The sequence below is a fragment of the Umezawaea sp. Da 62-37 genome (assembly GCF_032460545.1).
Taxonomy (GTDB): Bacteria; Actinomycetota; Actinomycetes; order Mycobacteriales; family Pseudonocardiaceae; genus Umezawaea.
Map to the genome: position 1 here is coordinate 2,451,878 of NZ_CP135965.1, position 20,932 is coordinate 2,472,809.

Sequence of the window (20,932 nt, forward strand, 5' to 3'; positions counted from 1 at the left end):
CACACCCCCCGTCAGCGCGCGTCGACGATCTGCGGGTCCGGGTCGTCGGCGGTGGGCGCGGTCATGGGGACTCCTTGGCGTCGGTCGTCCCAGCCTCACATACTTGTCAACCGTCACGCAAGTTAGTTCGCCCTAGACTGCGGATCATGGCCCGACTCACCCAGCAGGAACGCCGCGACCGGACGGAGACCGCGCTCGTGGCGGCGGCGGCGGAACTGGTGGTGGAATCCGGCCTGCGGTCGATGACGCTCGCCCGCGTCGGCGAACGCGCCGGCTACAGCCGCGGGATCGTCAACCACCACTTCGGGACCAAGCAGGCGCTGCTGGAAGCGCTCGCCCACGCCACGCAGAGCGGCTTCGTCCCCGGCCTCGACCAGTTCCAGCCGGGCCTGGAGCGGCTGCTGGCCGTGGTCGAGCGCTACGTGGGCGCGCTCGGCGACGTCTCCGTGATCAGCAGGGCGTTCCTGCTGCTGTGGGCCGAGGCGTCCACCACCCCGGAGCTGACCGACCTCTTCCGGGAGCGCGACGAGGGGTTCCGCGGCAGGCTGCGCGCCGACGTCGAGGCGGGGATCGCCGAGGGCCTCGTGCGTCCCGACGTGGCGCCCGACGACGTCGCCGTCACGATCCTGGGCCAGCTGCGCGGCATCGGCCTGCAACGCGTGCTCGACCCCGACGCGGTCGACACCGAACGGCTGCGCCACGTCGTCGCCGACCAGTGGCGGCGCGCGCTCGGCCGGTGAGGTCCGCACGGGGTCCCGCTCGACCGGATCGACACCGCGAGGACTGATCGGTCCACTGTGGAAGCGGTGTCCGGACAGGGGGACCGTCCCACGTGCGTCCCAGGGCGGTCCCGTCCCCACAGGTCAGACGCGTGGAAACGTCCCACCGTCCCAGAACGGCCCGCACGGGGCAGCCGTCCGGGTGACCGCTGCCAACCTGGTGCCCGGCCGGGCTTCCCGGCCTCCGCATCGGGAGGAACCGCATGGGAACGACAGCGCTCCGGCGTGGACTCGTGCTCTCCGTGGTGGCGCTGCTGCCCGCGTTCGGCACCGCCGCGGCCGACCCCGCGGGCGCCACGGGGGTCGCGGTGTGCGGGCACACCACCGAGCAGTCGACGGTCAAGATCGGCACGACCGGCGTCGCCACCACCGAGGCCCAGTGCCAGCTGAACCTGGCGATGAAGGCGAGCCGGTACACGCCGATCGCGGCGGACGGCACGTTCGGAACCTCCACCGAGGCCCGCGCCGAGGTGTTCCAGCGGTGCGCCGGGCTGACCGCCGACGGCGTGGTCGGCGCGCAGACGTGGGCCGCGCTCAACACGTGGTCGGCGCACCCCCGCAAGTGCTCCACCTCCGGGACCTCCACGACCGCGCAGTCCCGCGTGTGCGGGCACAGCGACGCCCGGCCGACGCTGCGGCTCGACGCGACCGGTGCCGAGGTCGAGGAACTCCAGTGCCGCCTCGACCTGGCGATGGAGTCGGCGCACTACCCGCCGCTGGGGGTCGACGGCCGGTTCGGCGGCGGCACCGGGTCGCGGGTGGCCGACTTCCAGCGCTGCGCGAACCTCGGCGCGGACGGCGTCGTGGGCGCGAACACCTGGTCCGCGCTCGTGGACTGGTCGGGCCGCAACACCTACTGCTCCCCGCCGAAGCCCGCCGGGTTCGGCATCGACGGCATCGACACCGCGAAGTACCAGCACCCCGACGGCGCGGCGATCGACTGGCGCGCGGTGCGGGCGGCGGGCGTGGAGTTCGCGACGGTCAAGGCGACCCGCGGGCTGAGCACGACCGACGAGTACCTGGCCACCGACCTCGACGCCGCGTGGACCGCGGGCCTCGCCGTGGCGCCGTACCACTTCTACACCGCGACGGCCGCGAACACCGGGGCCGCGCAGGCCGACCGGTTCATCGCCGCCGTGCGGACGACGGCCTACACCGGCCACCGCGCCGGTGACCTGCCGCCGGTCTTCGACCTGGAGCGCATGGACGACGGCACCTCGCGCTGCCCGACCCACGCCACGGTGGCCGACGCCAAGGCGTGGTTGGACGGGGTCGAGTCCGCTTTCGGCCGCAAACCGATCATCTACACCCAGAAGTCGTTCCTGGACGACTGCATGGGCGCGACCACGGCGTTCGCCGGGTACCAGCTCCAGCTCGCGGACTACCGCCGCTCGATCACCGCGCCGCCGGTGCCGAAGGGCTCCGCGACGTGGGCGATGTGGCAGTACACCGACGCCGCGATCCCCGACGGCGTCCACGCGCCCGCGACCGCGGACGTCTTCAACGGCACCCGAGCCGACCTCGACCGCCTGGCCAACCGGTAGCCCACTCCGAGGGGCCGCCGGTGCGACCGGTGTCGTGGGCGTGCTCATGCTCCCCGCACAGCACGCCCGCGACACCGGCGTTCGACTCCCCTCCCCCACTTGAAAGACATCCCAGGAGCGTAGATGTCAAGCAGCGACGTTCTCGGCGTGATGCGACCAGGCGGTCGTCTCGTCGTAGTGGGTGCCGGTTTTGAGGCATCCGTGCAGGATGCCGACAAGCCGGTTGGCGAGCTGGCGCAGGGCGGAGTTGTGGCTGCTGCCGCGGGCCCGCTGCTTGTCGTAGTAAGCGCGGGCGCCGGGCGAGCGGTTGAGCGCGGAGAACGCCTGGGTCATCAGGGCGTCGACGAGCCGGTCGTTGTGCACGAACCGGGCCAACGCGACCTTCTTCCTGCCCGAAGCGCGGGTGATCGGAGACGTACCCGCGTAGTTCTTGCGGGCTTTGGCGGTGGCGTAGCGGATGGGGTCGTCGCCGAACTCCGCGAGCACCCGAGCGCCGAGGATCGGCCCCAATCCTGGTTGGGACAGCACGATCTCAGCGGCCGGGTACACCCCAAAATGGGCCTCGACCTGCCCTTGCAGGGTGGCGATCTGGGTGGTCAGGGTGGTCAGGACCGCGATCAGGGCCTGGACCGAGGCGGCGTAGGCGGCGGCCACGACCTCGGGCTGACCGAGGTGCTCGGCGCGCAACGCGGCCTGGATCACCGCCGCCTTCTCGGCGATGTTCTTGCGCCGTGCCCGCTTGAGCGCGGCGCTGATCTGCGCGATCGTCGGCCGGGCGGCTTTGGTCGGGGTCGGGGCCTTGGCCAGCAGGTGCAGGGTGTCGGCGGCGTCCAGGTCGGTGAACGCGACCAGGGCGGCGGGGAAGTAGTCGCGCAGTGCGTGCCGCAACCGCCGGGTGTGGCGGGTGCGTTCCCAGATGAGGGTCTTGTGGACGCGGGTGACGACCTTGACCGCCTCGACCTCCGCACTGTCGCCGGCCACCGGCCGCAACTCGTGGCCGTGGGTGCGGGCCATGTCGGCCAGGACATGGGCGTCACCGGCGTCGCTCTTCGCACCGGACACACCCAACCGGTCACGGAACCTGGCCGCCCGCAACGGGTTGACCGCCAACACCGTGTAACCGGCCGCGACCAACGCCCGCACCCACGGGCCCCGGTCGGTCTCGATCCCGACCAGCACCTCGACCTCGTCGGCGTCCTCGCCGACCAGCTCCCCGATCATCGCGTGCAGCCGGGCCATCCCCGCCACGCCCTCGGGCAACCGGGCTTTGGCCAACCGGCGGCCGGAGCCGTCCATCACCTCCACATCGTGACGAGCCTCCGCCCAGTCATCCCCCACGAACAGCCGCACCGGTCCTCCCGCCCTCGAAGCCGATCACCTACAGCAGCCCGGAGGGAGACCGTCAGCGACCTAATCAAGCAGTGCTCACGCCAACAACACGCGGGGCACGACATCCCAGCAGCGATCAACTCTCCCGGCCTACCGGCAGGGGCACTGTCTTTCGTCAGGACTCAACGTCCAGGACAGCAGAGTGCTCACCCACCGGCCGGCTACCACCAGGAGTCTGCCCGATGGCCGACTCCCAGAACTGATTAGGACAAGGACGACGATGACCTCCTCCTCCCCCACCCCGAACCGCCGCGCGGTGCTGCGCGGCGCACTGGCCGCGAGCGCTGGTGTCGTGCTCGGCCCGCTGCTGTTCTCCGGGGTCGCGCAGGCGTACACGTGGACCCGGACGCTGACCCAGGGCGCGACGGGCGCCGACGTGACCGAGTTGCAGATCCGGGTCGCGGGCTGGGCCGCGTCCAGCGCGAGCCACAGCCGGGTCGCGATCGACGGCGAATTCGGCGCGGGCACGCTCGCCGCGGTCAAGCGGTTCCAGTCGGCGTACGGCCTCACCGCCGACGGCAGCGTCGGGGCGACCACGCAGGCGAAGCTGAACTCGCTGGAGCAGTCGGACGGGTCGACGCTGCACTTCAACTGGAGCGAGTTCACCGACCGCGTCAGCGGCACGTTCTCCGGCGGCAAGCTGAGCGCGGCCGCTACCAAGGAGAACGCCCGCCGCGCGATGTACAAGCTCGAGGCGCTGCGCAAGAAGCTGGGCGACAAGTCGATCACGGTGAACTCGGGCTTCCGCAGCATCGCGCACAACGCCGAGATCGGCGGCGCGACCGACAGCATGCACCTCTACGGCACGGCGGCGGACCTCAACGTGCCCGGCGTGGCGAACCGCACGGTCTACCAGAAGTCCGAGACCTGCGGGTTCTCCGGTCTGGAGACCTACACCGTCGACCACCAGCACGTGGACAGCCGGGCGGACCTCGGCCGCGCGTGGTGGTGGGAGGACGGCACCATCTGATCCACCGACCAGGGGCCGGGAACCGCCGCTGTGGTTCCCGGCCTCAGCCCGGCGCCGCGGCGGCCTCGCACGACGGCCAGTCGTGGAAGTCGTGGCGAGTGCTCCACAACCGGTGCGCGGCCTCGATGTTCCACACCGGGTCCAGCGCCCGCCGCGGTGTGCCGCCGAGGTCGCGCAGACGGGCGTCGGAGAGCTGGAAGACGCCCCAGTTGCGGCTGCCGTCGGTGTTGGGCAGCACCCACTGCGTGTCGAGGAACGACGCGCAGCGGGCGATGGCGACCGCGACGTCGGGCCGTTCGGCGAAGACCGCGCGGATCCGGCCTTCCACCTCATCCGGCGACCAGGTCGCCATGTCGACGTCCTGCGCGTAGAGCGCGTCCTTGGTGGGGGTGTCGACCACACCGGTGGGCGGCAGGCCGGCGAGCACCTGGAAAGCGGTTACCCGGCGCAGCGTCTCGGGACCGAAGGCGCCGTCGACGGTGATCTTCCCCCTGGCCCGCAGCAGCAGGGCCTGGAGTTCCCGCACGCACTCGTCGTTGCGGCCCACGCCCACCGCCGAGCACCCCGGCGAGAACAGCGGCTTGTCGGCGTTCACGTCCGGCGCGGCGGCGCTGCCACCGCTCGACCACACCAGGCCGCCGACCAGGAGCAGCCCCAGCACGAGCGCCGCGTAGCGCTGGGTCAGCGCCGTCCGCAGCCCGACCCGCCGCGGCTCGACGGGCGGCTCCTCGGGTTCCGGCGCGGGCGGCGCGGACTTGCTGGCGTCCGCCAGCGCCCACAGCCGGTGCACCTCCCGCAGCTCCGCGGCGGTGGCACCGCAGACCTTCGCGAACGTGTGCACCACGCGGTAGTCCGCCGGGACGCTGAGCCCCGAGCAGTACCGGTGCAGCGTCGACCCGCTGACACCCGTGAGCTTGCCCAGCCTGCTGAACCCGGCGCCGTTGCGCTCCTTCAGCATCCGCAGGTGGCAGGCGAACCTGTCGGTCTCCGGTGAGGCGACCACGATCCACCACCCTTGGCCGGGCCGCTGATGACCTGACCGAAGCTAGCACCGGACCGGTGGAGCACAAGACGGAATCCCGAAACCACAACGCGGCCGCGGATCCTGCTTCCACCAAGCGGAAACGGCGCGGCGCGTCCAGACCGGACGGTCTCCCCCGGCCCGTGCGCACGGGCCGGGGGCGGGCGTCAGCGCGTGAGCGCGGCCTCGATCCTGGCGACCACCGCGTCCTCGGCGCCGACCACGCGGCCGTCCGCCCGCGCGACCTCGCGGCAGATCTCCACGACCGCGGCCGGGAACGCGTCCGCTTCGTGGGGAGCCTTCGCGGCGATGATCGCCACGGACTCGCGCAGGGCCGCCAGGACCCCGTTCTCCACATCGGACACGGTGCCCGCGGGCAGCGTCGGCTGACCCGACCTGAGCAGCTCGCGCAGATCCGGCGACAGCAGGTCCACCGCCTTGGCCCCGGCGTAGCTCTCCTTGTCGAGCGCGCCCGGATCGGCCGTCGACACCAGCACCATCGCGCCGAACACCGCGGTGCGGAACGTCCGGGCTTCCTCGTCCGTGTAAGCAGTCATGCGACCACCCTAGACACGGCGCGGCCGATCGGTCGTGACGACGCGGACCGAGCGCGGTTCCGGTACTCCGCGCGATCGGCCGGGAACCGTTTGTTATCGTCCCTAGTGGACATACGGTGCGACGCGGATCCCTTGTCACCCAATAGGGTCATCTCCGCCGCGTGACACATCTCGGGGGACACGGCATGGCAATGCGAGACCGCGTGGCGGATCTGGTCGAGGGCAAGCAGTTCCAGCGGATGATCATCGGCGTCATCGTGGTGAACGCGATCGCGCTCGGCTGCGAGACCTCGCCGGGTCTCGTCGCGGCGCACGGCGCGGCGCTGACCGCGGTGGACCACATCGCGCTGGGCATCTTCATCGTCGAACTCGTCGCCCGGCTCTACGCGCACCGGCTGCGGTTCTTCCGCGACCCGTGGAACTGCTTCGACTTCATGGTGGTCGGCATCTCGCTGCTGCCCGCGGGCGGGACCCTGTCCATCGTCCGCTCGCTGCGCATCCTGCGGGCCCTGCGCCTGGTGGCGATGGTGCCCAGCATGCGCCGCGTCGTGAGCGCGCTGGTGAAGTCCATCCCCGGCCTGGTGTCGCTGTCGGGCCTGCTCATGCTGCTGCTCTACGTCGGCGGTGTGATCGCCAGCAACCTGTTCCAGCGCAGCGGCGACCCGCGGTTCGCCGACCTGGGCGCCACCGTCCTGACGCTGTTCCAGATCACCACCGGCGACGGCTGGTCGGACCTGATGCGCGACCTCATGCCCGCCCAGCCGCTCGCCTGGATCTTCTTCGTCTGCTACCTGCTGGTCGGCACGTTCACCATGCTCAACCTGTTCATCGCCGTCGTGTGCAGCGCCATGGAGTCCGAGATCCAGACGCCGCCGCCCACGACCGTCCCGGCGCAGCGGCCCGCCGTGGGCGACAACCTGGTGCTGGAGGAGATCCGGGCCCTGCGCGAGGAGGTCCGCGCCCTGCGGCTCGCGTCCGCCGACAACTGACCTCTCAGCCCATCATCTCCTCCACGCGCCCCTCCAGGAACCGGCGTTCGGCGTCGGTCGTGACGAGTGCGAGGGCTTCGCGGTAGGCGTCCGCCGCCTCGGCCCTGCGGTCCAGGCGGCGCAGCAGGTCCGCACGGGTCGCGGGCAGCAGGTGGTAGCCGGCCAGCTCCCCGCTGTCCGTCAACGCCTCCACCAGGCCGAGCCCGGCCGCGGGCCCCTGGGCCATCGCGATCGCGACCGCGCGGTTCAGCTCCACCACCGGCGACCGGACGAACCGGGTCAGGCTCCCGTACAGCGCCGCGATCTGGTCCCAGTCCGTATCCGCGGCCTCCTCCGCGGAGGCGTGGCACGCGGCGATGGCGGCCTGGACCTGGTACGGGCCGGGTTCGCGGCGGCGCATCGCCGCGTCCAGCAGTTCCAGGCCCTCGCCGACCTCACCGCGGTCCCACCGGGTGCGGTCCTGCTCGGCCAGCACCACCAGGTCACCCGCCTCGTCGGTCCTGGTGGCGCGGCGGGCGTCGTGCAGGAGCAGCAGGGCCAGCAGGCCGAGCACCTCCGGTTCGTCGGGCATCAGGTGGGCCAGGACGCGGGTCACCCCGATGGCCTCCGCGCACAGGTTCCGGCGCACCAGATCCTCGCCCGCCGTGGCGGAGTAGCCCTCGTTGAACAGCAGGTAGAGCGTCGCCAGCACCGCCTGGACCCGATCGGGCAGCACGTGCGCAGGCGGGACGCGGTACGGGATGCCCGCGTTGCGGATCTTGCGCTTGGCGCGCACCAGCCGCTGCGCCATCGTCGCCTCCGGCACCAGGAACGCCCGCGCGATCTCGGCGGTCGACAGCCCGACGAGCGTGCGCAGCGTCAACGCCACCTGCGCCTCCAGCGCCAGGGCCGGGTGGCAGCACGTGAAGATCAGTCGCAACCGGTCGTCCACCACCCCGCTCGGGTCGTCGTCCTCGGCCTCGGTCCCCGGTGCCACGACCAACACCTCCCTCAGCTTCACCGCCTCGTTCGCCTTGCGCCGCAACCGGTCCAGCGCCCGGTTGCGCGCGGTCGTCGTCAACCACGCGCCGGGGCTGCGCGGAACGCCCTCGCGCGGCCACCGTTCCAATGCCGTCGCGAAAGCGTCCTGCGCGCACTCCTCGGCGAGGTCCCAATCCCCCGTCATCCGGATGAGCGTCGCCACCACGTGCCCCCACTCGTCGCGGAAGGCCTCGGCGACCACGTCCGGGATCAGTCCTCCCAGAGCGGCCTCACCTCAACGGTCCCGAACTTCGCCACGGGATGCCCGGCCGCGATCTCCAACGCCTCGTCCAGATCCGCCGCCTCGATCAGGTCGAACCCGGCGATCTGCTCCTTGGTCTCCGCGAACGGCCCGTCGGACACCACCACTTCACCCCCGCGCACCTTCACCGACGTCGCATCCCCCACCGGCCGCAACCGCGACCCGTCCAACCGCCGCGCCCCCGTCTTGGCCAACCACGGCTCGATCGGATCCACCTCGGTGACCTCGACGGACTCGTCGGCGCAGATCAGCAGCATGTAGCGCATGGTATTTCCTCCCACATCGTCAACCCGTACGACCACCCGACGAACGGGAACCAGCCACATCGACAGGTGCGGGGAAGATTTCGTGCTCGCGTGCCCGGAAGCAAGCCGTCCAACGGCCGGGCGTCGTTGTTCACCCAGCTCACAGGTGGCGCGGCGAAGGTGGATCGCCCACGGTGTGCTGCCGGTCACTCCCGACGCAGAGACTCCATGAGCCGTCGCGCGACCTCCACCAGCTTGGTGTTCGTCGTCTGCGACTCGTCCACCAGCCGCTGGAACGCCGCGTCGGCCTCCACCCCGTGCACGGCCATCAGCGCCCCCTTCGCCTGGTCGATCTCGGCGCGGGACACCAGCGCCCTGGTGAGGTTCTCGATGATCTGCCGCGACCGCGACGACCGGCGGGCAGCCGTGATGGCGCCGGAGGCGGCGGTGGTGAACAGCCTGAGCAGGGCTTCGTCGTAGGGGTCGAAGGCCTCGTCGGTGTAGCCGTAGACGTTGAGCGAGCCGAGGACGTCCTCGCCGACGGCGAGCGGGGCCGACAGGTACGCGCGGACGCCCGCCTGCTCGGCCGTCTCGGCGAACTTGGGCCAGCGCTGCCCGGCGTCGCCGACGGCCACGCGCACGGGGGTGAGGGTGTGGGCGGCTTCGAGGCAGGGGCCGTCGCCGGAGGCGTACTGGTCGGCGTCGATCCGGATGACGTCCTCGCTGGTGGAGGCCGCGGTGCTCGCGTTCTCGCCGTCGACGATGGTGATGGTGACCGCTCCGGCGTCCGCGATGACCCGCACCGCGGCCTCGGCCAAGCCCTGCAGCGCGTCCTGGATCGACTCCTCGGAGGCCAGCACGCCCTGGAGGTCTTCCAGCGCGGCGCTCGCCTCGTCGAGCCGGGCTGCCGACTCCACCTCGTTGATGCTCACCAGCATTGTGTACACCCCTAAGGCGATACTGGCCCAGACGCGACGGGAGGTGTGGCGGTGCGCGTACTGCTCGTGGAGGACGACGACGGGGTGGCGGCCGCGCTCGTCGAGGCGCTGGGCGCGAACGGGCACGAGCCGAGGCGGGTGGGGCGGGGCGCGGACGCGTTGACGGCGCACCGCGATTTCGACCTGCTGCTGCTGGACCTGGGCCTGCCCGACGGGGACGGGCTGGAGGTGCTGCGGAAGATCCGGCGGATGGCCGACGTGCCGATCGTGGTGCTGACCGCGCGCGGTGACGAGCGGACGATCGTGCGCGGGCTGCGCCTCGGCGCGGACGACTACCTGGTCAAACCCGTGCGGCTGGCCGAACTGCTGGCCAGGATGGACGCCGTGCTGCGGCGCGGCGCCGCCCGCGCGGCGCCGGGCGACCGGGTCGTGCGGACCGGGGACGTGGAGATCGACCTGGACGCCCGGCGGGTGCTGGTGGGCGGGCGGGAGATCACCCTGACCACCAAGGAGTTCGAGGTGCTGGCGGTGCTGGCGAGCAGGCAGGGCACGGCGGTCAGCAGGCAGCAGCTCATGGACGAGGTGTGGGGTGACGCCTACCTCGCCGTGTCGCGGACGCTGGACGTGCACCTCACCGGGTTGCGGGCCAAGCTCGACCGGCCCGGTGTGCTGACCACGATCCGCGGTTTCGGCTACCGGCTGGCGACCGGGGACTAGGGATGCGCCGCCGCCTGCTCGTCGTGCTGCTGCTGTTCTCCGCCACGGCCGTCACCGCGTTCGCGCTGCCGCTGCTGTCGAGCACGGCCGCCGAGCGCACCCAGCGGCTCGTGATCAGCCGGACGTCGGACCTCGACCGGTTCGCGGCGCTGGCGACCGGCGACCGGGCGGCGCTGATCGCGGAGATCTCCGCGTACACCGCCGTGTACGACGAGCCGGTGCTGGTGGTCGACGGGCAGCGCCGGGTGGTCGCGCGCTCGGGTGACCTGGACCCCGCGGACCCGGCGCTCGCGACCGCTCTGGACGCCGCGCTGCGCAACCAGCCCGCGGCGCCCGCCCCCACCGTGCGCCCGTGGTCGACCGACCCCGTGGTGTTCGCCCGCCCGGTCGGCACCGGGACCGGGGTGGCGGGGGTGGTGGTGCTGCGCGCGTCCACGCAGCGGGCCGCCGCCGACGTCGCGGTCGGCTGGGCGTGGGTGCTCGCGGGCGCGCTGGCCGCCGCGCTGGCGTGCGCGCTGCTGGCCCAGGTCGTGGCGCGGTGGCTGCTGCGCCCCTTGGCGGACCTGGAGGGCGGGGTGCGGGCCGTCGCGTCCGGGCAGCGGCGGGCGCACGTGGCCGTCGGCAGCGGTCCGCGGGAACTGCGGGCGCTGTCGGAGTCGTTCAACCGGATGTCCGACGCCGTGGCCGAGGCCGCCGACCAGCAGCGCAGGCTGATCGCCGACACCTCGCACCAGCTGCGCAACCCGTTGGCGGCACTGCGGTTGCGGATGGACACGCTGTCCGCGCGGGTCGGTCCGGACGACACCTGCGGCGCGGCGGTGGCGGAGGTCGAACGGCTGGAGTCCCTTTTGGACGGTCTGCTGGCGCTGGCGACGGCGGACAGCACCGCGACGGAGGTGGCGGCGGGCGGGCGTGAACCGGCGCTGGCGGACCTGGGCGCGGTCGTGTCGGACCGGGCGGACTTCTGGGCGGCGGAGGCGGACGTGCCGACCGGGCTGGCGGTCCTGGTGCGCTGCCCCGAATCCGACCTCGCCCAGGTGCTGGACGTGCTGCTGGACAACGCGATCAAGCACGGCGGGGGCGGGCGCGTGACGATGGGCGCGGACCGGGCGGCGGGCACGGCCTGGGTCGAGGTGGCCGACGAGGGCCCCGGCCTGCCGCCCGACGGGCTGGCGCTGGCCACCACCCGGTTCTGGCGCGGTGGAACCGATTCCGGAGGCACCGGCCTCGGCCTGGCGATCGCCGACCGGCTCGCCACGGCGCGCGGCGGCTCGCTCGACCTGACCCCCGCGCGACCGCACGGCCTGCGCGTGCGCCTCACCCTGCCGTTGGAGCCGCCGTTGTGAAGCGCCGGACGTTCCTCCTGGGCGCCTTGGCGCTGACGGCGTGCGGCACGGGCGCGCCGACCGGCGAGCTGACCATCGCCGCCGGTGAGCAGGGCGGCCTGTACCTCGACTTCGCCACCCTCCTCGCCACGGCGCTGGGCCCGCACGCGGTCCCGAAGGCGACCGCGGGCAGCCTGGAGAACCTGTCGCTGCTGCGCGACCACCGGGCGGACCTGGCGCTGACGCTGGCCGACACCGCGACCGGCACGGACCTCCGCGCGCTGGGCCGGGTCTACGAGAACTACTTCCAGCTCGTCGTCCGCTCCGACGACCCCGCCACCGCCGTGCGCGACCTCGCGGGCCGCGCGCTGTCCCTCGGCGCGCGCGGCGCGGGCGCGACCGTCTTCGGCGAGCGCCTCGTCACCGCGGCGGACCTGGGCACCCGGATCGAGCACCTGCCGCTGGCCGAGGCCGCGCAAGCGCTGGCGGACCGGCGGATCGACGCGTTCCTGTGGTCCGGCGGCCTGCCGACCCCGACGCTGTCCAGGTTGGACGAGGAGGTGCCGATCCGCCTGCTGCCGCTGGCCGACGTGCTCACCGCGCTGCGCGACCGCTACGGCCGCGTCTACGAACCGGTGTCCGTGCCCGCGGGCGTCTACCGCTCCACCGCCGACATCCCCACGGTCGGCGTGGCCAACCTGCTCGTCTGCCGCCCCGACCTCCCCGACGACGTCGCGGACGCGATCACGCGGGTGCTCGTCGAACAGGCCGCGGCCCTGGTCCCGGCCCAGGCGCTGGGCACCCAGTTCCTGGACGTCCGCAGCCTCATCGGCACCACCGACGTCCCCCTGCACCCCGGTGCCGCGGCGGCCTACCGGGACCTGCACGGGTGACCGGTCAGAACCGGTAGTGCAGGATCCGGGTCTTGCGGAACGTCCGCTCGCTGCGGGCGCTCAGCCGGAACACCGCCCGCATGAACGGCGGCAGCAGCGCCACCTCGGGCGCCCGTGAGGTGCTCAGCTCCTGGACCAGCCGCAGCCGGGGGATCCACCGCTCGGGCAGGCGCGGGTCGTCGAAACCCTTGTACGGCGACGCGGACACGGCCGCGCGCAGCATCGGCGGACCGTAGTGGCGGCCCACCCACGCCTCGGCCGCGGGCATCCGGCCGTACTCGTTGAACACGATCTCCCCGCTGGCGAAGTGGTCGGTCAGCCGGGTGAGCAGCGACCGCACCTCGGCGTCGGAGAACCACGCCGCCAGCCCGTCGGCGACGACGATCGTCGGCCGGTCGGCCGGGATCCCGGTCAGCCAGCCCGGTTCGCGGATGTCCGCGCCGACGACGTGCGCGCGGGGGTCCGCCGGGAACAGGCCCGCGCGGAGTTCGACCACGTCCGGGAAGTCGACGTCGTACCAGTCGACGGTCGACGGCGGGGCCAGGCGGTGCATCCGGGTGTCCAGGCCCGCTCCCAGGTCGACGACCACCGCGTCCGGGTGGGCTTCGAGGAACGCGCGCACGACGTCGTCGTGCCTCTTCGCACGCACGGCGATCGCCCAGACCAGCGAGTCGACGCGCAGCGCGGCGAAGTCGTAGTCGATCCGCCCGACCAGGTCGTCCGCCATGTCGTCGTGCAGCACGGACACGGGCGCGCGGCTGTCCAGCGCCCGGCCGTACAAGGTCATGAGCCCCGTCCAGCGGACCGAGGTGAAGTCGTGCACGTCGATTCCCACGGGAAGCCCTTCGTCGTTGCCGAGGGCGGAAAGCTACTGTGTGTTTCCGGCACCGGCAATCGCACGGACGCGCGCTTGTCGTTGGCGCATAGCAGTATCAGGCCGAATTGCGATGACCCTGCCGGGAAACGCAATCAGGATCCGCCGGTGGTCGGTGCAACGACCTCGACGGCAACGCATCGGAGGCGCAGGTGCCGGGAGGCCGACTCACCCACGACGAGCGCGGGGAGATCGCCGCGTGGCTCACCGAGGGGCTGAACTACGCCGAGATCGCCCGGCGGCTGGAACGGCCGACGTCGACGGTCAGCCGGGAGGTGTCCCGCAACGGCGGCCGCGAGCGGTACCGGGCGGACCGCGCTCAGCGCGCCACCGGCGTCCGGGCCCGCCGGAGCACGCCGACGCCACCGCCGCCCGAGGCGGACGGCCGGGACGCGGAGGCGGTGCGCGCGCTCACCGAGCGGTTCACCGCGACGATGGTCAGGACCGGCTTCCCGCGGATGATGGCCAGGGTGCTCGTCTGCCTGCTCACCAGCGACACCGAAGGCCGCACCGCCGCCGACCTCGCCCGGCTGCTCCAGGTCGGTCCGGGGACGGTCTCGAAAGCCGTGCGGCCGTTGGAGCACATCGGCCTGCTGCGCCGCGACCGGGACGCGGGCGGGAGGCGTGAGCGGTACGTGCTGAACCAGCACCTCGGCATCCACGCCTGGTCGGCCAGCGCGCGGTCCATGGCCGAGTGGGCGCACGACGCCAAGCAGGCCGTGGACGTGCTCGGCCCCGGAACGCCCGCGGGCGCCCGGATGCTCGACATGAGCCTGTTCCTCGACCTGGCCCACCACGACATGACGGCGACCGTCGAACGCTGGCAGCGCCTGCTGACCACCCGTCCCGAAGGAGGTCAGGGCAGGCGTTGACCGAAGACCAGCGCGCCCGCCGCGGCGAGCATCGCGAGGATCGTGCCCAGCACCAGCCACGGCTTGCTCGCGTCGGCCTGCTTCTTCTCGTAGCCGATCTGCTCGCCGAGCGTGTCGTACACCCGGCGCAACTCCTCGGCGCTGGCGGCCTTGAAGAACTCGCCGCCGGACAGCTTGGCGATCTCCTTCATCGAGTCGTCGTCCACCGGCACGTCCTGGCGGCGGCCCTCGATCTCGACGACGCCCTCCTCCGTGCCGAACGAGATCGTGGAGATCGGGATCCCGGCGGTCTTGGCGTCCTCGGCGGCGTCGAAGGCCTTGCGGGTGCCGACGGTCTCCTTGCCGTCGGTCATCAGCACGATGCGGGCGGGCGGCGGACCGTCCGCGCCGCCGACGACCTTGCCGAACGAGTCGATGGCGGCCATGGCGGCGACGATCGCGTCACCGGTGGCGGTCGACTGGGCGAGCTTCAGGTCGCCGATGCTCTGGCTGACCGCGTCGCGGTCGGTGGTCGGCGCGACCAGGACCGTGGCGGAGCCGGCGAACGAGATGAGGCCGAGGTTGATGCCGGGGGTGAGGCCTTCGGCGAACGACTTCGCGGCGGCCTGCGCGGCCTCCAGCCTGCTGGGCTTGATGTCGGTGGCCTTCATCGACAGCGACACGTCGATCACCAGCATCACGGTGGCCCGGTTGCGCGGCACCTTCTGCTCCGCGGTCGGCCCGGCCAGCGCGACGGTGAGCAGCAGGAACGCCACCAGCAGGAACGCGGCGGGCACATGCCGGTACCAGCCCTCCCGCTTCGGCGCGACCCGCTCCAGCAGTTCGAGGTTGGCGAACCGCAGCATCCTCCTGCGGCGCATCCGTTGCAGCACCACGTAGATGACGGCGAGGGCGGCGACCGCGATCGTCAGCAGGAACCACCACGGAGTCGCGAACGCCCCCAAGCTGAGCCCGAACATCAGGCGACTCCTCCAGACCAGCGGCGTTTGCGGGCGACGACGAAGCGGACGACGTCGGCGATCCAGTCGGAGTCGGTGCGCAGCACCAGGTGGCCCGCGCCGGCCTGGCGCAGCCCGGAGGCCACGTCCGCGCGGTGCTCGGCGGCGGCCGCGGCGAACTCCCGGCGCAGCAGCGGGGACGCGGTCACCTCGCGCTGCCGACCGGACTCCGGGTCGGCGAGCACGACCGTGCCCACGTCGGGCAGGTCGATGTCGCGGGGGTCGACGACCTCGATCGCGACCAGGTCGTGCCGGGCGGACAGGGCGCGCAGCGGGCGCTGCCAGCCGGTGTCGCCGAGGAAGTCGGAGATCACCACGACGAGGCCGCGGCGGCGCGGCGGGCGGCGCAGCTGCTCGATCACACCCGCCAGGTCACCCCTCGTCCCCTCGGGGGCGCGCGGGGTCTCGGCGACGCGGCGGATCAGGCCGCGGGAGTGCGCGAGGCCACCACGGGCGGGCACGCGGACCAGCGCGTCGCCGGTCGACACGAGCGCGCCGATGCGGTTGCCGCCGCCCCTGGTGAGGTGCGCGACGGCGGCCGTGGCGGCGATGGCGAGGTCGCGCTTCTCGCACACGGCGGTGCCGAAGTCGAGGCTGGGCGACAGGTCGACGGCCAGCCACGTCTCCAGCTCGCGGTCGGCGACGGTCTCGCGGATGTGCGGCACGGTCGTGCGGGCGGTGACCGCCCAGTCCATCCGGCGCACGTCGTCACCGGGCTGGTAGGTGCGCGCCTCGCCGGGCTCCGAGCCCGGTCCGGGGACCAGGCCCATGTGGTTGCCCTGGAGCAACCCGTCGAGCCTGCGGCGCACTTCGAGTTCGAGCGTGCGCAGGGCGGCCTCCATGCGGCCGCCGTGCATCACCGGCGGAGCCCAGGACGGGCGTTCGCCGACTTCTCCGGCGCTCACGGCCTGCCGGCCATCCCGGCCTGCACGGGTGCGACCGGCTGGCCGGTGGGCGGCTGCGGCCGGGCGGACACCTGGGGCAGCGGCACGGTCTGGAGCACGCGCGTGATGATGTGGTCGAGCGGCACGCCGTCGGCGAGCGCGTCGTAGGACAGCACGAGGCGGTGGCGCAGCACGTCCGGCACGACGTCGACGACGTCCTGCGGCAGCACGTAGTCGCGGCCCCGGACGAGCGCCAGCGCGCGGGCCGCGGCGATGATGCCGAGGCTGGCGCGCGGCGACGCGCCGTAGGCGACCCAGCCCGCGACGTCGTCGAGCTGGTGCTCCTTGGGCGCGCGGGTCGCGATCACGACGCGCACGACGTAGTCGACAAGCGCGTGGTGGACGAACACGCGGGAGGCGACGCCCTGGAGCCGCACGAGTTCCTCCGGGCTGAGCACCTGGCTCGGCACGGGCGCCTCGACGCCCATCCGGTAGACGATCTCGCGCTCCTCCTCGGCGGTCGGGTACTCGACCTGGATCTTGAACAGGAACCGGTCGCGCTGGGCTTCCGGGAGCGGGTAGACGCCCTCGTTCTCGATCGGGTTCTGGGTGGCGAGCACGAGGAACGGGTTCGGCATCGGGAACGTCTTGCCGCCGATGGACACGTGCCGCTCGGCCATCACCTCGAGCATGGCCGACTGCACCTTGGCGGGCGCGCGGTTGATCTCGTCGGCGAGCACGAAGTTCGCGACGACCGGGCCGAGTTCGACGTCGAACGTCTCGCTGCTCTGCCGGTAGATGCGGGTGCCGAGGATGTCGGCGGGCACCAGGTCGGGGGTGAACTGGACACGGGAGAACGACCCGCCCACGACCCGCGCGAAGGTCTCGACCGCGAGCGTCTTGGCGACACCGGGCACGCCCTCCAGCAGCAGGTGGCCCTTCGCCAGCAGGCCGACGAGCATCCGTTCGACCAACCGGTCCTGGCCGACGATGACGCGCTTGACCTCGAACACGGTCCGTTCGAGCAGCTGGGCGTCGCGCGCGGGCGTGTTGGGCGTCTCGCCCGCCGAACCCTCGGTACCGGGACCGGACTCGGTCACGTGTCAACCTCCTAGAACACACACAGCACTGGCGGTTTCGCGAGCCTAGTCAACCGCGCGACCGGTATGGCGCTTGTGAAGGGTGGACAGGTCCTCCGGCGTGTCCACGTCGTCGGCCTCACCGGGCAGCGCGGTGACCTCCGCCGGCGCCAGCGGCCGGAGCACCGAACGGAGTGAGGCCCCCTCGGGTTCGCCGGGCATGGCCGCGCGCAGGACGTCGACGCGCCAGACTCCCGCGAGCCACTGGAGTCGGCCGCCCGCGTCGACCAGCACCGCCCCCGCCCCGTCGCCGACGGCGGCGCGCAGACGGTCCACTGTGGAGGCGGTGACGCCCGGCTGGTCCACGGCCAGCACGACGGCGAGGTCCACATCGGCCAGTGCCGCCAGCCCGGCGGCGAGCCCGGCCACCGGTCCCCCGCCCGGCGGGTCCTCCCGTGTCCACACGACACGGCCACCCTCGCCCGGACCGACCACGACCACCTGGCCCGCGCCCGCCACGGCGGCGAGCACGTAGTCGAGCAGAGTCCGCCCGCCGACCACCAGCGAGGCCTTGTCCACCCCGCCGAGCCTGCTCCCCGCACCTCCGGCGAGCACGATCGCCGCCCACTCCGTCATCCCACCACGCTAGCGCCCACCTTCCGGGGTGTCTGAGCGTTCGACACGGGGTGCCTGAGCGTTCGACTCGCGAGTGGTTTGAGGTTTTTCGCGCGAGTCGAACGCTCAGGCGGGGTGTGTCGAACGCTCAGGTGGTGAGGGCGGTGGTGATGGCGTGGTCGAGGGCCAGGCGGGTGGCGCCGTGGAGGGGGGCGAGGGCGCCGAGGGTGCCGTGGGCGAGGCGGGTCGGGCTCGACGACAGGGTGGCGACCGCCGTGCGCACCGGGTCCAGCAGTGCCGGGTGGGTGCCGAGCGGGCCGCCGAGGAGGACGACTTCGGGGTCGACCACGGCCGTGACGGAGGCGACCGCGCGGGCGACGGCGGCGACCAGTGCCATCAACACCCGCGGGGTGCCCGCGTCCAGGGCCCGCAGAACGGCCGCCACGTCGTTGGAGGGGGCGTCCGAGCGGCCGAGTCCGGCGGCCGCGAGTTCGGTGGCCAGGGTGCGCCAGCCCGCGCCGGGGAGGTAGCCGACCTCGCCCGCGAGGCCGTGGGCGCCGCGGACCAGCAGGCCGCCGAGGTACAGGCCGAGTCCGAGACCGGCGCCGACGTAGAGGTAGGCGAAGCTCGCGGCGTCGCCGAAGCGCTGCTCGGCCAGCGCGGCGAGGTTCACGTCGTTGTCGACGAGCACGGGCGCGCCCACCAGGTCGGCGAGCACGTCGGCGGGGCTCAGCAGGCCTTCCGGGAACGGCGAGCCGGGCAGCGCGATGACCTCGCGCGTGACGGGGTGGACCGGGTTCGCCATCGACACCGCGACCGCGCGCAGCGGTCCGGCGGGCGGTTTCCGCAGCGCCGCCACCACGGTCGCGCGCAGCGCCTTCGCGAGCGCGCCGGTGTCGCCCGCGCCGCCGGGCGGGCGGGTGTGCCGGTGCAGGACGCGGCCCGCGAGGTCGGCGGACCAGGCCTGCACGCCGGACTGGTCGACCTCGACGGCGAGCACCCAGCCCGCCGCGGTGCCCAGTTCGTAGAACGTGCCGACGCGGCCGCGGCGTCCGGTCTCCTGCGGTCCGGTCGCCGTCAACAGGCCGCCCTCGGTGAGCCTGCGGACCGACTCGGAGACGGTGGGCTTGGAGAAGCCGGTGGCGGTGGCGAGTTCGGCCCTGGTCGCGCGTTCGCGGCCGACCACCTCGTCGAACAGCTTGCGGTCGGTCGCCTCGCGCAGCACGACCTGGGGCAACACCACTCTTGCGTCCTCTCCGTAGGCGGGTCTACGGTAGGGCAACGTTCTAGTTAGGTCACCTTACCAAATCGCGGAGGTACCTCGATGACACCCCCGGACATGCCCGCCGCCATCCGTTCCGCCAAGGCCGCGCTCAGGGAACGGCTCGGCGACCCGGCCAAGGCGTTCGCCCGCGCCGAGGAACTGGTGCGCGCCGAGGTCGACGACGTCGTGGCCGCCCGCTCGCGCGGCGAGCAGGTGTGGCCGGTGGTGCGCTACGAGGACATCGCCGCGGGCACCGTCCCGGCCGACGTCGTCGCCGCCGTCCGCCGCCGGGGCTGCGCCGTCGTCCGCGGCACCTTCCCCCGCGCCCGCGCCGAGGCGTGGGACCGCGAACTGGTGTCCTACTTGGAGCGCAACGAGTTCGAGAAGACCTACGAGTACGTGGACGACGGCGTCTTCGGCGGCCTCGCGGCGGGCAAGCCGTCGATCTTCCCGATCTACTGGTCCAAGCCCCAGATGGAGGCGCGCGAGGACGCGGCGATGGTCGCCGTCCGCGGTTTCCTCAACGGCTTCTGGAAGCACGAGTCCGAGGGCCGGGTCTGGTTCGACCCCACCCGCGACACCGCCTACCCCGACCGCGTCCGCCGCCGCGCCCCCGGCGCCACCTCCGGCGGCCTCTCGCCGCACACCGACTCCGGTTCCGTCGAGCGCTGGCTGCTCCCCGCCTACCAGGACGTCTTCCGCCACGTGTTCGACGGCGACGTGGACGCCTACGACCCGTGGGACGGCGCGCACCGCACCGAGGTGCACGAGTTCGAGTCCACCGTCATGTGCTCGGCGTTCCGCACGTTCCAGGGCTGGACCGCGCTGTCCGACATGGAGCCCACCGAGGGCGTCCTGCACACCGTCCCCATCCCCTCCGCCATGGCCTACGTGCTGCTGCGCGCCCTCCAGGACGACGTCGCCGACGACGACCTCTGCGGCGCGGCCAACGGCCAGGCGCTGCCCATCAGCCCCGAGTGGCACCCGCTCCTCACCCCCGCCCTCACCCCGATCCCCGCCGTGGAGCCCGGCGACACGGTCTGGTGGCACGGCGACCTGATCCACTCGGTCGGCGAGGTGACCGGCCAGAAGGGCTGGGGCAACGTCATGTACATCCCGGCCAGCCCGCACTGCCCGAAGAACGCCGCCTACGCGGCGAAGTGCGGCGAGGCGTTCCTGGCGGGGACGAGCCCGACGGACTTCGCGGCGGAGGACTACGAGGTGTCGTGGACGGGCCGCCCGAGCACGGCCGAACTGTCCCCCGTTGGCCGCGCGCAACTCGGGCTGAAGGCTTAGCGCTGTAGTCGCGATCGGCCGCATTCAAGTCGTGATCCGCCCACGCGCCGAATACGAAGTCGTGCCGCTGATACGACAATTGCGGACACCTGTCGGGTCGGACTCCTCCGAATGGCACAGGACGCCGCATTCCGATGCTTACCTCCAGTGGCGCTGACTTCGAAGCCCGTTGTCATGCATGATGGGGATGTGTCGTCGCCATTGCGTAGGAGGGATCGACATGACGGGAAACCCTGCGGCGGATCTGGAAACCGACTTGGTCGACCTGGCCGGATTGTCCTTGGCGGAGTTGAGGAGGACGACCGAACCGGTACTGGTCGGTTCGGTCGCCCGACTCGTGGCCCGCACCGAACACGCTCCTCGCGGTGTTCTCGAGAACAACGTGAGCCGCAAGAGGTGAA

The 20,932-nt window shown here is 72.7% G+C and carries 22 protein-coding genes; 10 read left to right on the top strand and 12 right to left on the bottom strand.

Annotated features, from left to right (window positions below; genetic code table 11):
- The first annotated feature begins 146 nt into the window (after positions 1-146).
- Complete coding sequence (locus tag RM788_RS10585) at positions 147-740, top strand: TetR/AcrR family transcriptional regulator (protein WP_315931428.1); 594 nt, start codon at positions 147-149, stop codon at positions 738-740.
- A 242-nt stretch (positions 741-982) separates the two neighbouring features.
- Positions 983-2,323 (top strand): GH25 family lysozyme, encoded by a 1,341-nt coding sequence (locus RM788_RS10590; protein ID WP_315931429.1) that lies wholly within the window; start codon positions 983-985, stop codon positions 2,321-2,323.
- Between the two features lie 126 nt (positions 2,324-2,449).
- On the opposite strand, the gene RM788_RS10595 is transcribed toward RM788_RS10590, so the two are convergent.
- Positions 2,450-3,667, bottom strand: a complete 1,218-nt coding sequence (locus RM788_RS10595; RefSeq protein WP_315934605.1) for an IS110 family RNA-guided transposase — start codon at positions 3,665-3,667, stop codon at positions 2,450-2,452.
- A gap of 265 nt (positions 3,668-3,932) precedes the next feature.
- On the opposite strand from RM788_RS10595, the gene RM788_RS10600 reads away from it, so the two are divergent.
- The gene (locus RM788_RS10600) at positions 3,933-4,682 is read left to right on the top strand and encodes a D-Ala-D-Ala carboxypeptidase family metallohydrolase (protein ID WP_315931430.1); all 750 of its coding nucleotides are present in this window, start codon (positions 3,933-3,935) and stop codon (positions 4,680-4,682) included.
- Positions 4,683-4,725: 43 nt separating this feature from the next.
- On the opposite strand, the gene RM788_RS10605 is transcribed toward RM788_RS10600, so the two are convergent.
- Both RM788_RS10605 and RM788_RS10610 read right to left on the bottom strand, forming a co-directional pair.
- Positions 4,726-5,685 carry a helix-turn-helix domain-containing protein gene (locus tag RM788_RS10605; protein WP_315931431.1) on the bottom strand — a complete coding sequence of 320 codons (960 nt, stop codon included), beginning with the start codon at positions 5,683-5,685 and terminating at the stop codon, positions 4,726-4,728.
- Between the two features lie 185 nt (positions 5,686-5,870).
- The gene (locus RM788_RS10610) at positions 5,871-6,260 is read right to left on the bottom strand and encodes a hypothetical protein (RefSeq protein ID WP_315931432.1); all 390 of its coding nucleotides are present in this window, start codon (positions 6,258-6,260) and stop codon (positions 5,871-5,873) included.
- 185 nt (positions 6,261-6,445) lie between these two features.
- Between RM788_RS10610 and RM788_RS10615 the strand changes: the two genes are divergently transcribed.
- The gene (locus tag RM788_RS10615) at positions 6,446-7,249 is read left to right on the top strand and encodes an ion transporter (protein WP_315931433.1); all 804 of its coding nucleotides are present in this window, start codon (positions 6,446-6,448) and stop codon (positions 7,247-7,249) included.
- A 4-nt stretch (positions 7,250-7,253) separates the two neighbouring features.
- On the opposite strand, the gene RM788_RS10620 is transcribed toward RM788_RS10615, so the two are convergent.
- The 3 genes from RM788_RS10620 to RM788_RS10630 form a co-directional block, all read right to left on the bottom strand.
- Complete coding sequence (locus RM788_RS10620) at positions 7,254-8,480, bottom strand: RNA polymerase sigma factor (protein WP_399344954.1); 1,227 nt, start codon at positions 8,478-8,480, stop codon at positions 7,254-7,256.
- The gene (locus RM788_RS10625) at positions 8,480-8,797 is read right to left on the bottom strand and encodes a YciI family protein (RefSeq protein WP_315931435.1); all 318 of its coding nucleotides are present in this window, start codon (positions 8,795-8,797) and stop codon (positions 8,480-8,482) included. Before RM788_RS10625 ends, RM788_RS10620 begins: the two co-directional genes overlap by 1 nt.
- Positions 8,798-8,982: 185 nt before the next feature.
- Entirely contained in the window at positions 8,983-9,714 is a 732-nt protein-coding gene (locus RM788_RS10630) for an ANTAR domain-containing response regulator (RefSeq protein ID WP_315931436.1), read from the bottom strand.
- Positions 9,715-9,759: 45 nt separating this feature from the next.
- On the opposite strand from RM788_RS10630, the gene RM788_RS10635 reads away from it, so the two are divergent.
- The 3 genes from RM788_RS10635 to RM788_RS10645 are packed head-to-tail and all read left to right on the top strand — an operon-like array spanning position 9,760 to position 12,649.
- Complete coding sequence (locus RM788_RS10635) at positions 9,760-10,431, top strand: response regulator transcription factor (protein ID WP_315931437.1); 672 nt, start codon at positions 9,760-9,762, stop codon at positions 10,429-10,431.
- A gap of 2 nt (positions 10,432-10,433) precedes the next feature.
- On the top strand, positions 10,434-11,777 hold the full coding sequence (locus RM788_RS10640) for a sensor histidine kinase (protein WP_315931438.1): 1,344 nt from the start codon (positions 10,434-10,436) through the stop codon (positions 11,775-11,777).
- Positions 11,774-12,649 carry a TAXI family TRAP transporter solute-binding subunit gene (locus RM788_RS10645; RefSeq protein ID WP_315931439.1) on the top strand — a complete coding sequence of 292 codons (876 nt, stop codon included), beginning with the start codon at positions 11,774-11,776 and terminating at the stop codon, positions 12,647-12,649. The genes RM788_RS10640 and RM788_RS10645 overlap by 4 nt, the downstream gene beginning before the upstream one ends.
- Positions 12,650-12,653: 4 nt before the next feature.
- Here the strand turns inward: RM788_RS10645 and RM788_RS10650 are convergent, their stop codons facing one another.
- On the bottom strand, positions 12,654-13,484 hold the full coding sequence (locus tag RM788_RS10650; RefSeq protein ID WP_315931440.1) for a class I SAM-dependent methyltransferase: 831 nt from the start codon (positions 13,482-13,484) through the stop codon (positions 12,654-12,656).
- A gap of 191 nt (positions 13,485-13,675) precedes the next feature.
- On the opposite strand from RM788_RS10650, the gene RM788_RS10655 reads away from it, so the two are divergent.
- Positions 13,676-14,395, top strand: a complete 720-nt coding sequence (locus RM788_RS10655; RefSeq protein WP_315931441.1) for a helix-turn-helix domain-containing protein — start codon at positions 13,676-13,678, stop codon at positions 14,393-14,395.
- Here the strand turns inward: RM788_RS10655 and RM788_RS10660 are convergent.
- The 5 genes from RM788_RS10660 to RM788_RS10680 form a co-directional block, all read right to left on the bottom strand.
- A complete protein-coding gene (locus RM788_RS10660) occupies positions 14,380-15,354 on the bottom strand; it encodes a VWA domain-containing protein (RefSeq protein ID WP_315931442.1) in 975 nt (324 codons plus the stop codon). The two genes, RM788_RS10655 and RM788_RS10660, sit on opposite strands and share 16 nt — an antisense overlap.
- Positions 15,354-16,250: a DUF58 domain-containing protein gene (locus tag RM788_RS10665; protein ID WP_315934606.1), complete on the bottom strand. Its 897-nt coding sequence runs from the start codon at positions 16,248-16,250 to the stop codon at positions 15,354-15,356. Before RM788_RS10665 ends, RM788_RS10660 begins: the two co-directional genes overlap by 1 nt.
- Before the next feature lie 44 nt (positions 16,251-16,294).
- Positions 16,295-17,377, bottom strand: coding sequence for an AAA family ATPase (locus RM788_RS10670; RefSeq protein WP_315931443.1), 1,083 nt, complete (start codon positions 17,375-17,377; stop codon positions 16,295-16,297).
- 45 nt (positions 17,378-17,422) lie between these two features.
- Positions 17,423-17,992, bottom strand: a complete 570-nt coding sequence (locus RM788_RS10675; RefSeq protein ID WP_315931444.1) for a molybdenum cofactor guanylyltransferase — start codon at positions 17,990-17,992, stop codon at positions 17,423-17,425.
- 127 nt (positions 17,993-18,119) lie between these two features.
- Positions 18,120-19,214 (bottom strand): ROK family protein, encoded by a 1,095-nt coding sequence (locus RM788_RS10680; protein ID WP_315931445.1) that lies wholly within the window; start codon positions 19,212-19,214, stop codon positions 18,120-18,122.
- A gap of 81 nt (positions 19,215-19,295) precedes the next feature.
- Between RM788_RS10680 and RM788_RS10685 the strand changes: the two genes are divergently transcribed.
- Both RM788_RS10685 and RM788_RS10690 read left to right on the top strand, forming a co-directional pair.
- The gene (locus tag RM788_RS10685) at positions 19,296-20,531 is read left to right on the top strand and encodes a YbiU family protein (protein ID WP_315931446.1); all 1,236 of its coding nucleotides are present in this window, start codon (positions 19,296-19,298) and stop codon (positions 20,529-20,531) included.
- 220 nt (positions 20,532-20,751) lie between these two features.
- The gene (locus RM788_RS10690) at positions 20,752-20,931 is read left to right on the top strand and encodes a hypothetical protein (RefSeq protein WP_315931447.1); all 180 of its coding nucleotides are present in this window, start codon (positions 20,752-20,754) and stop codon (positions 20,929-20,931) included.
- Position 20,932: the final 1 nt, after the last annotated feature.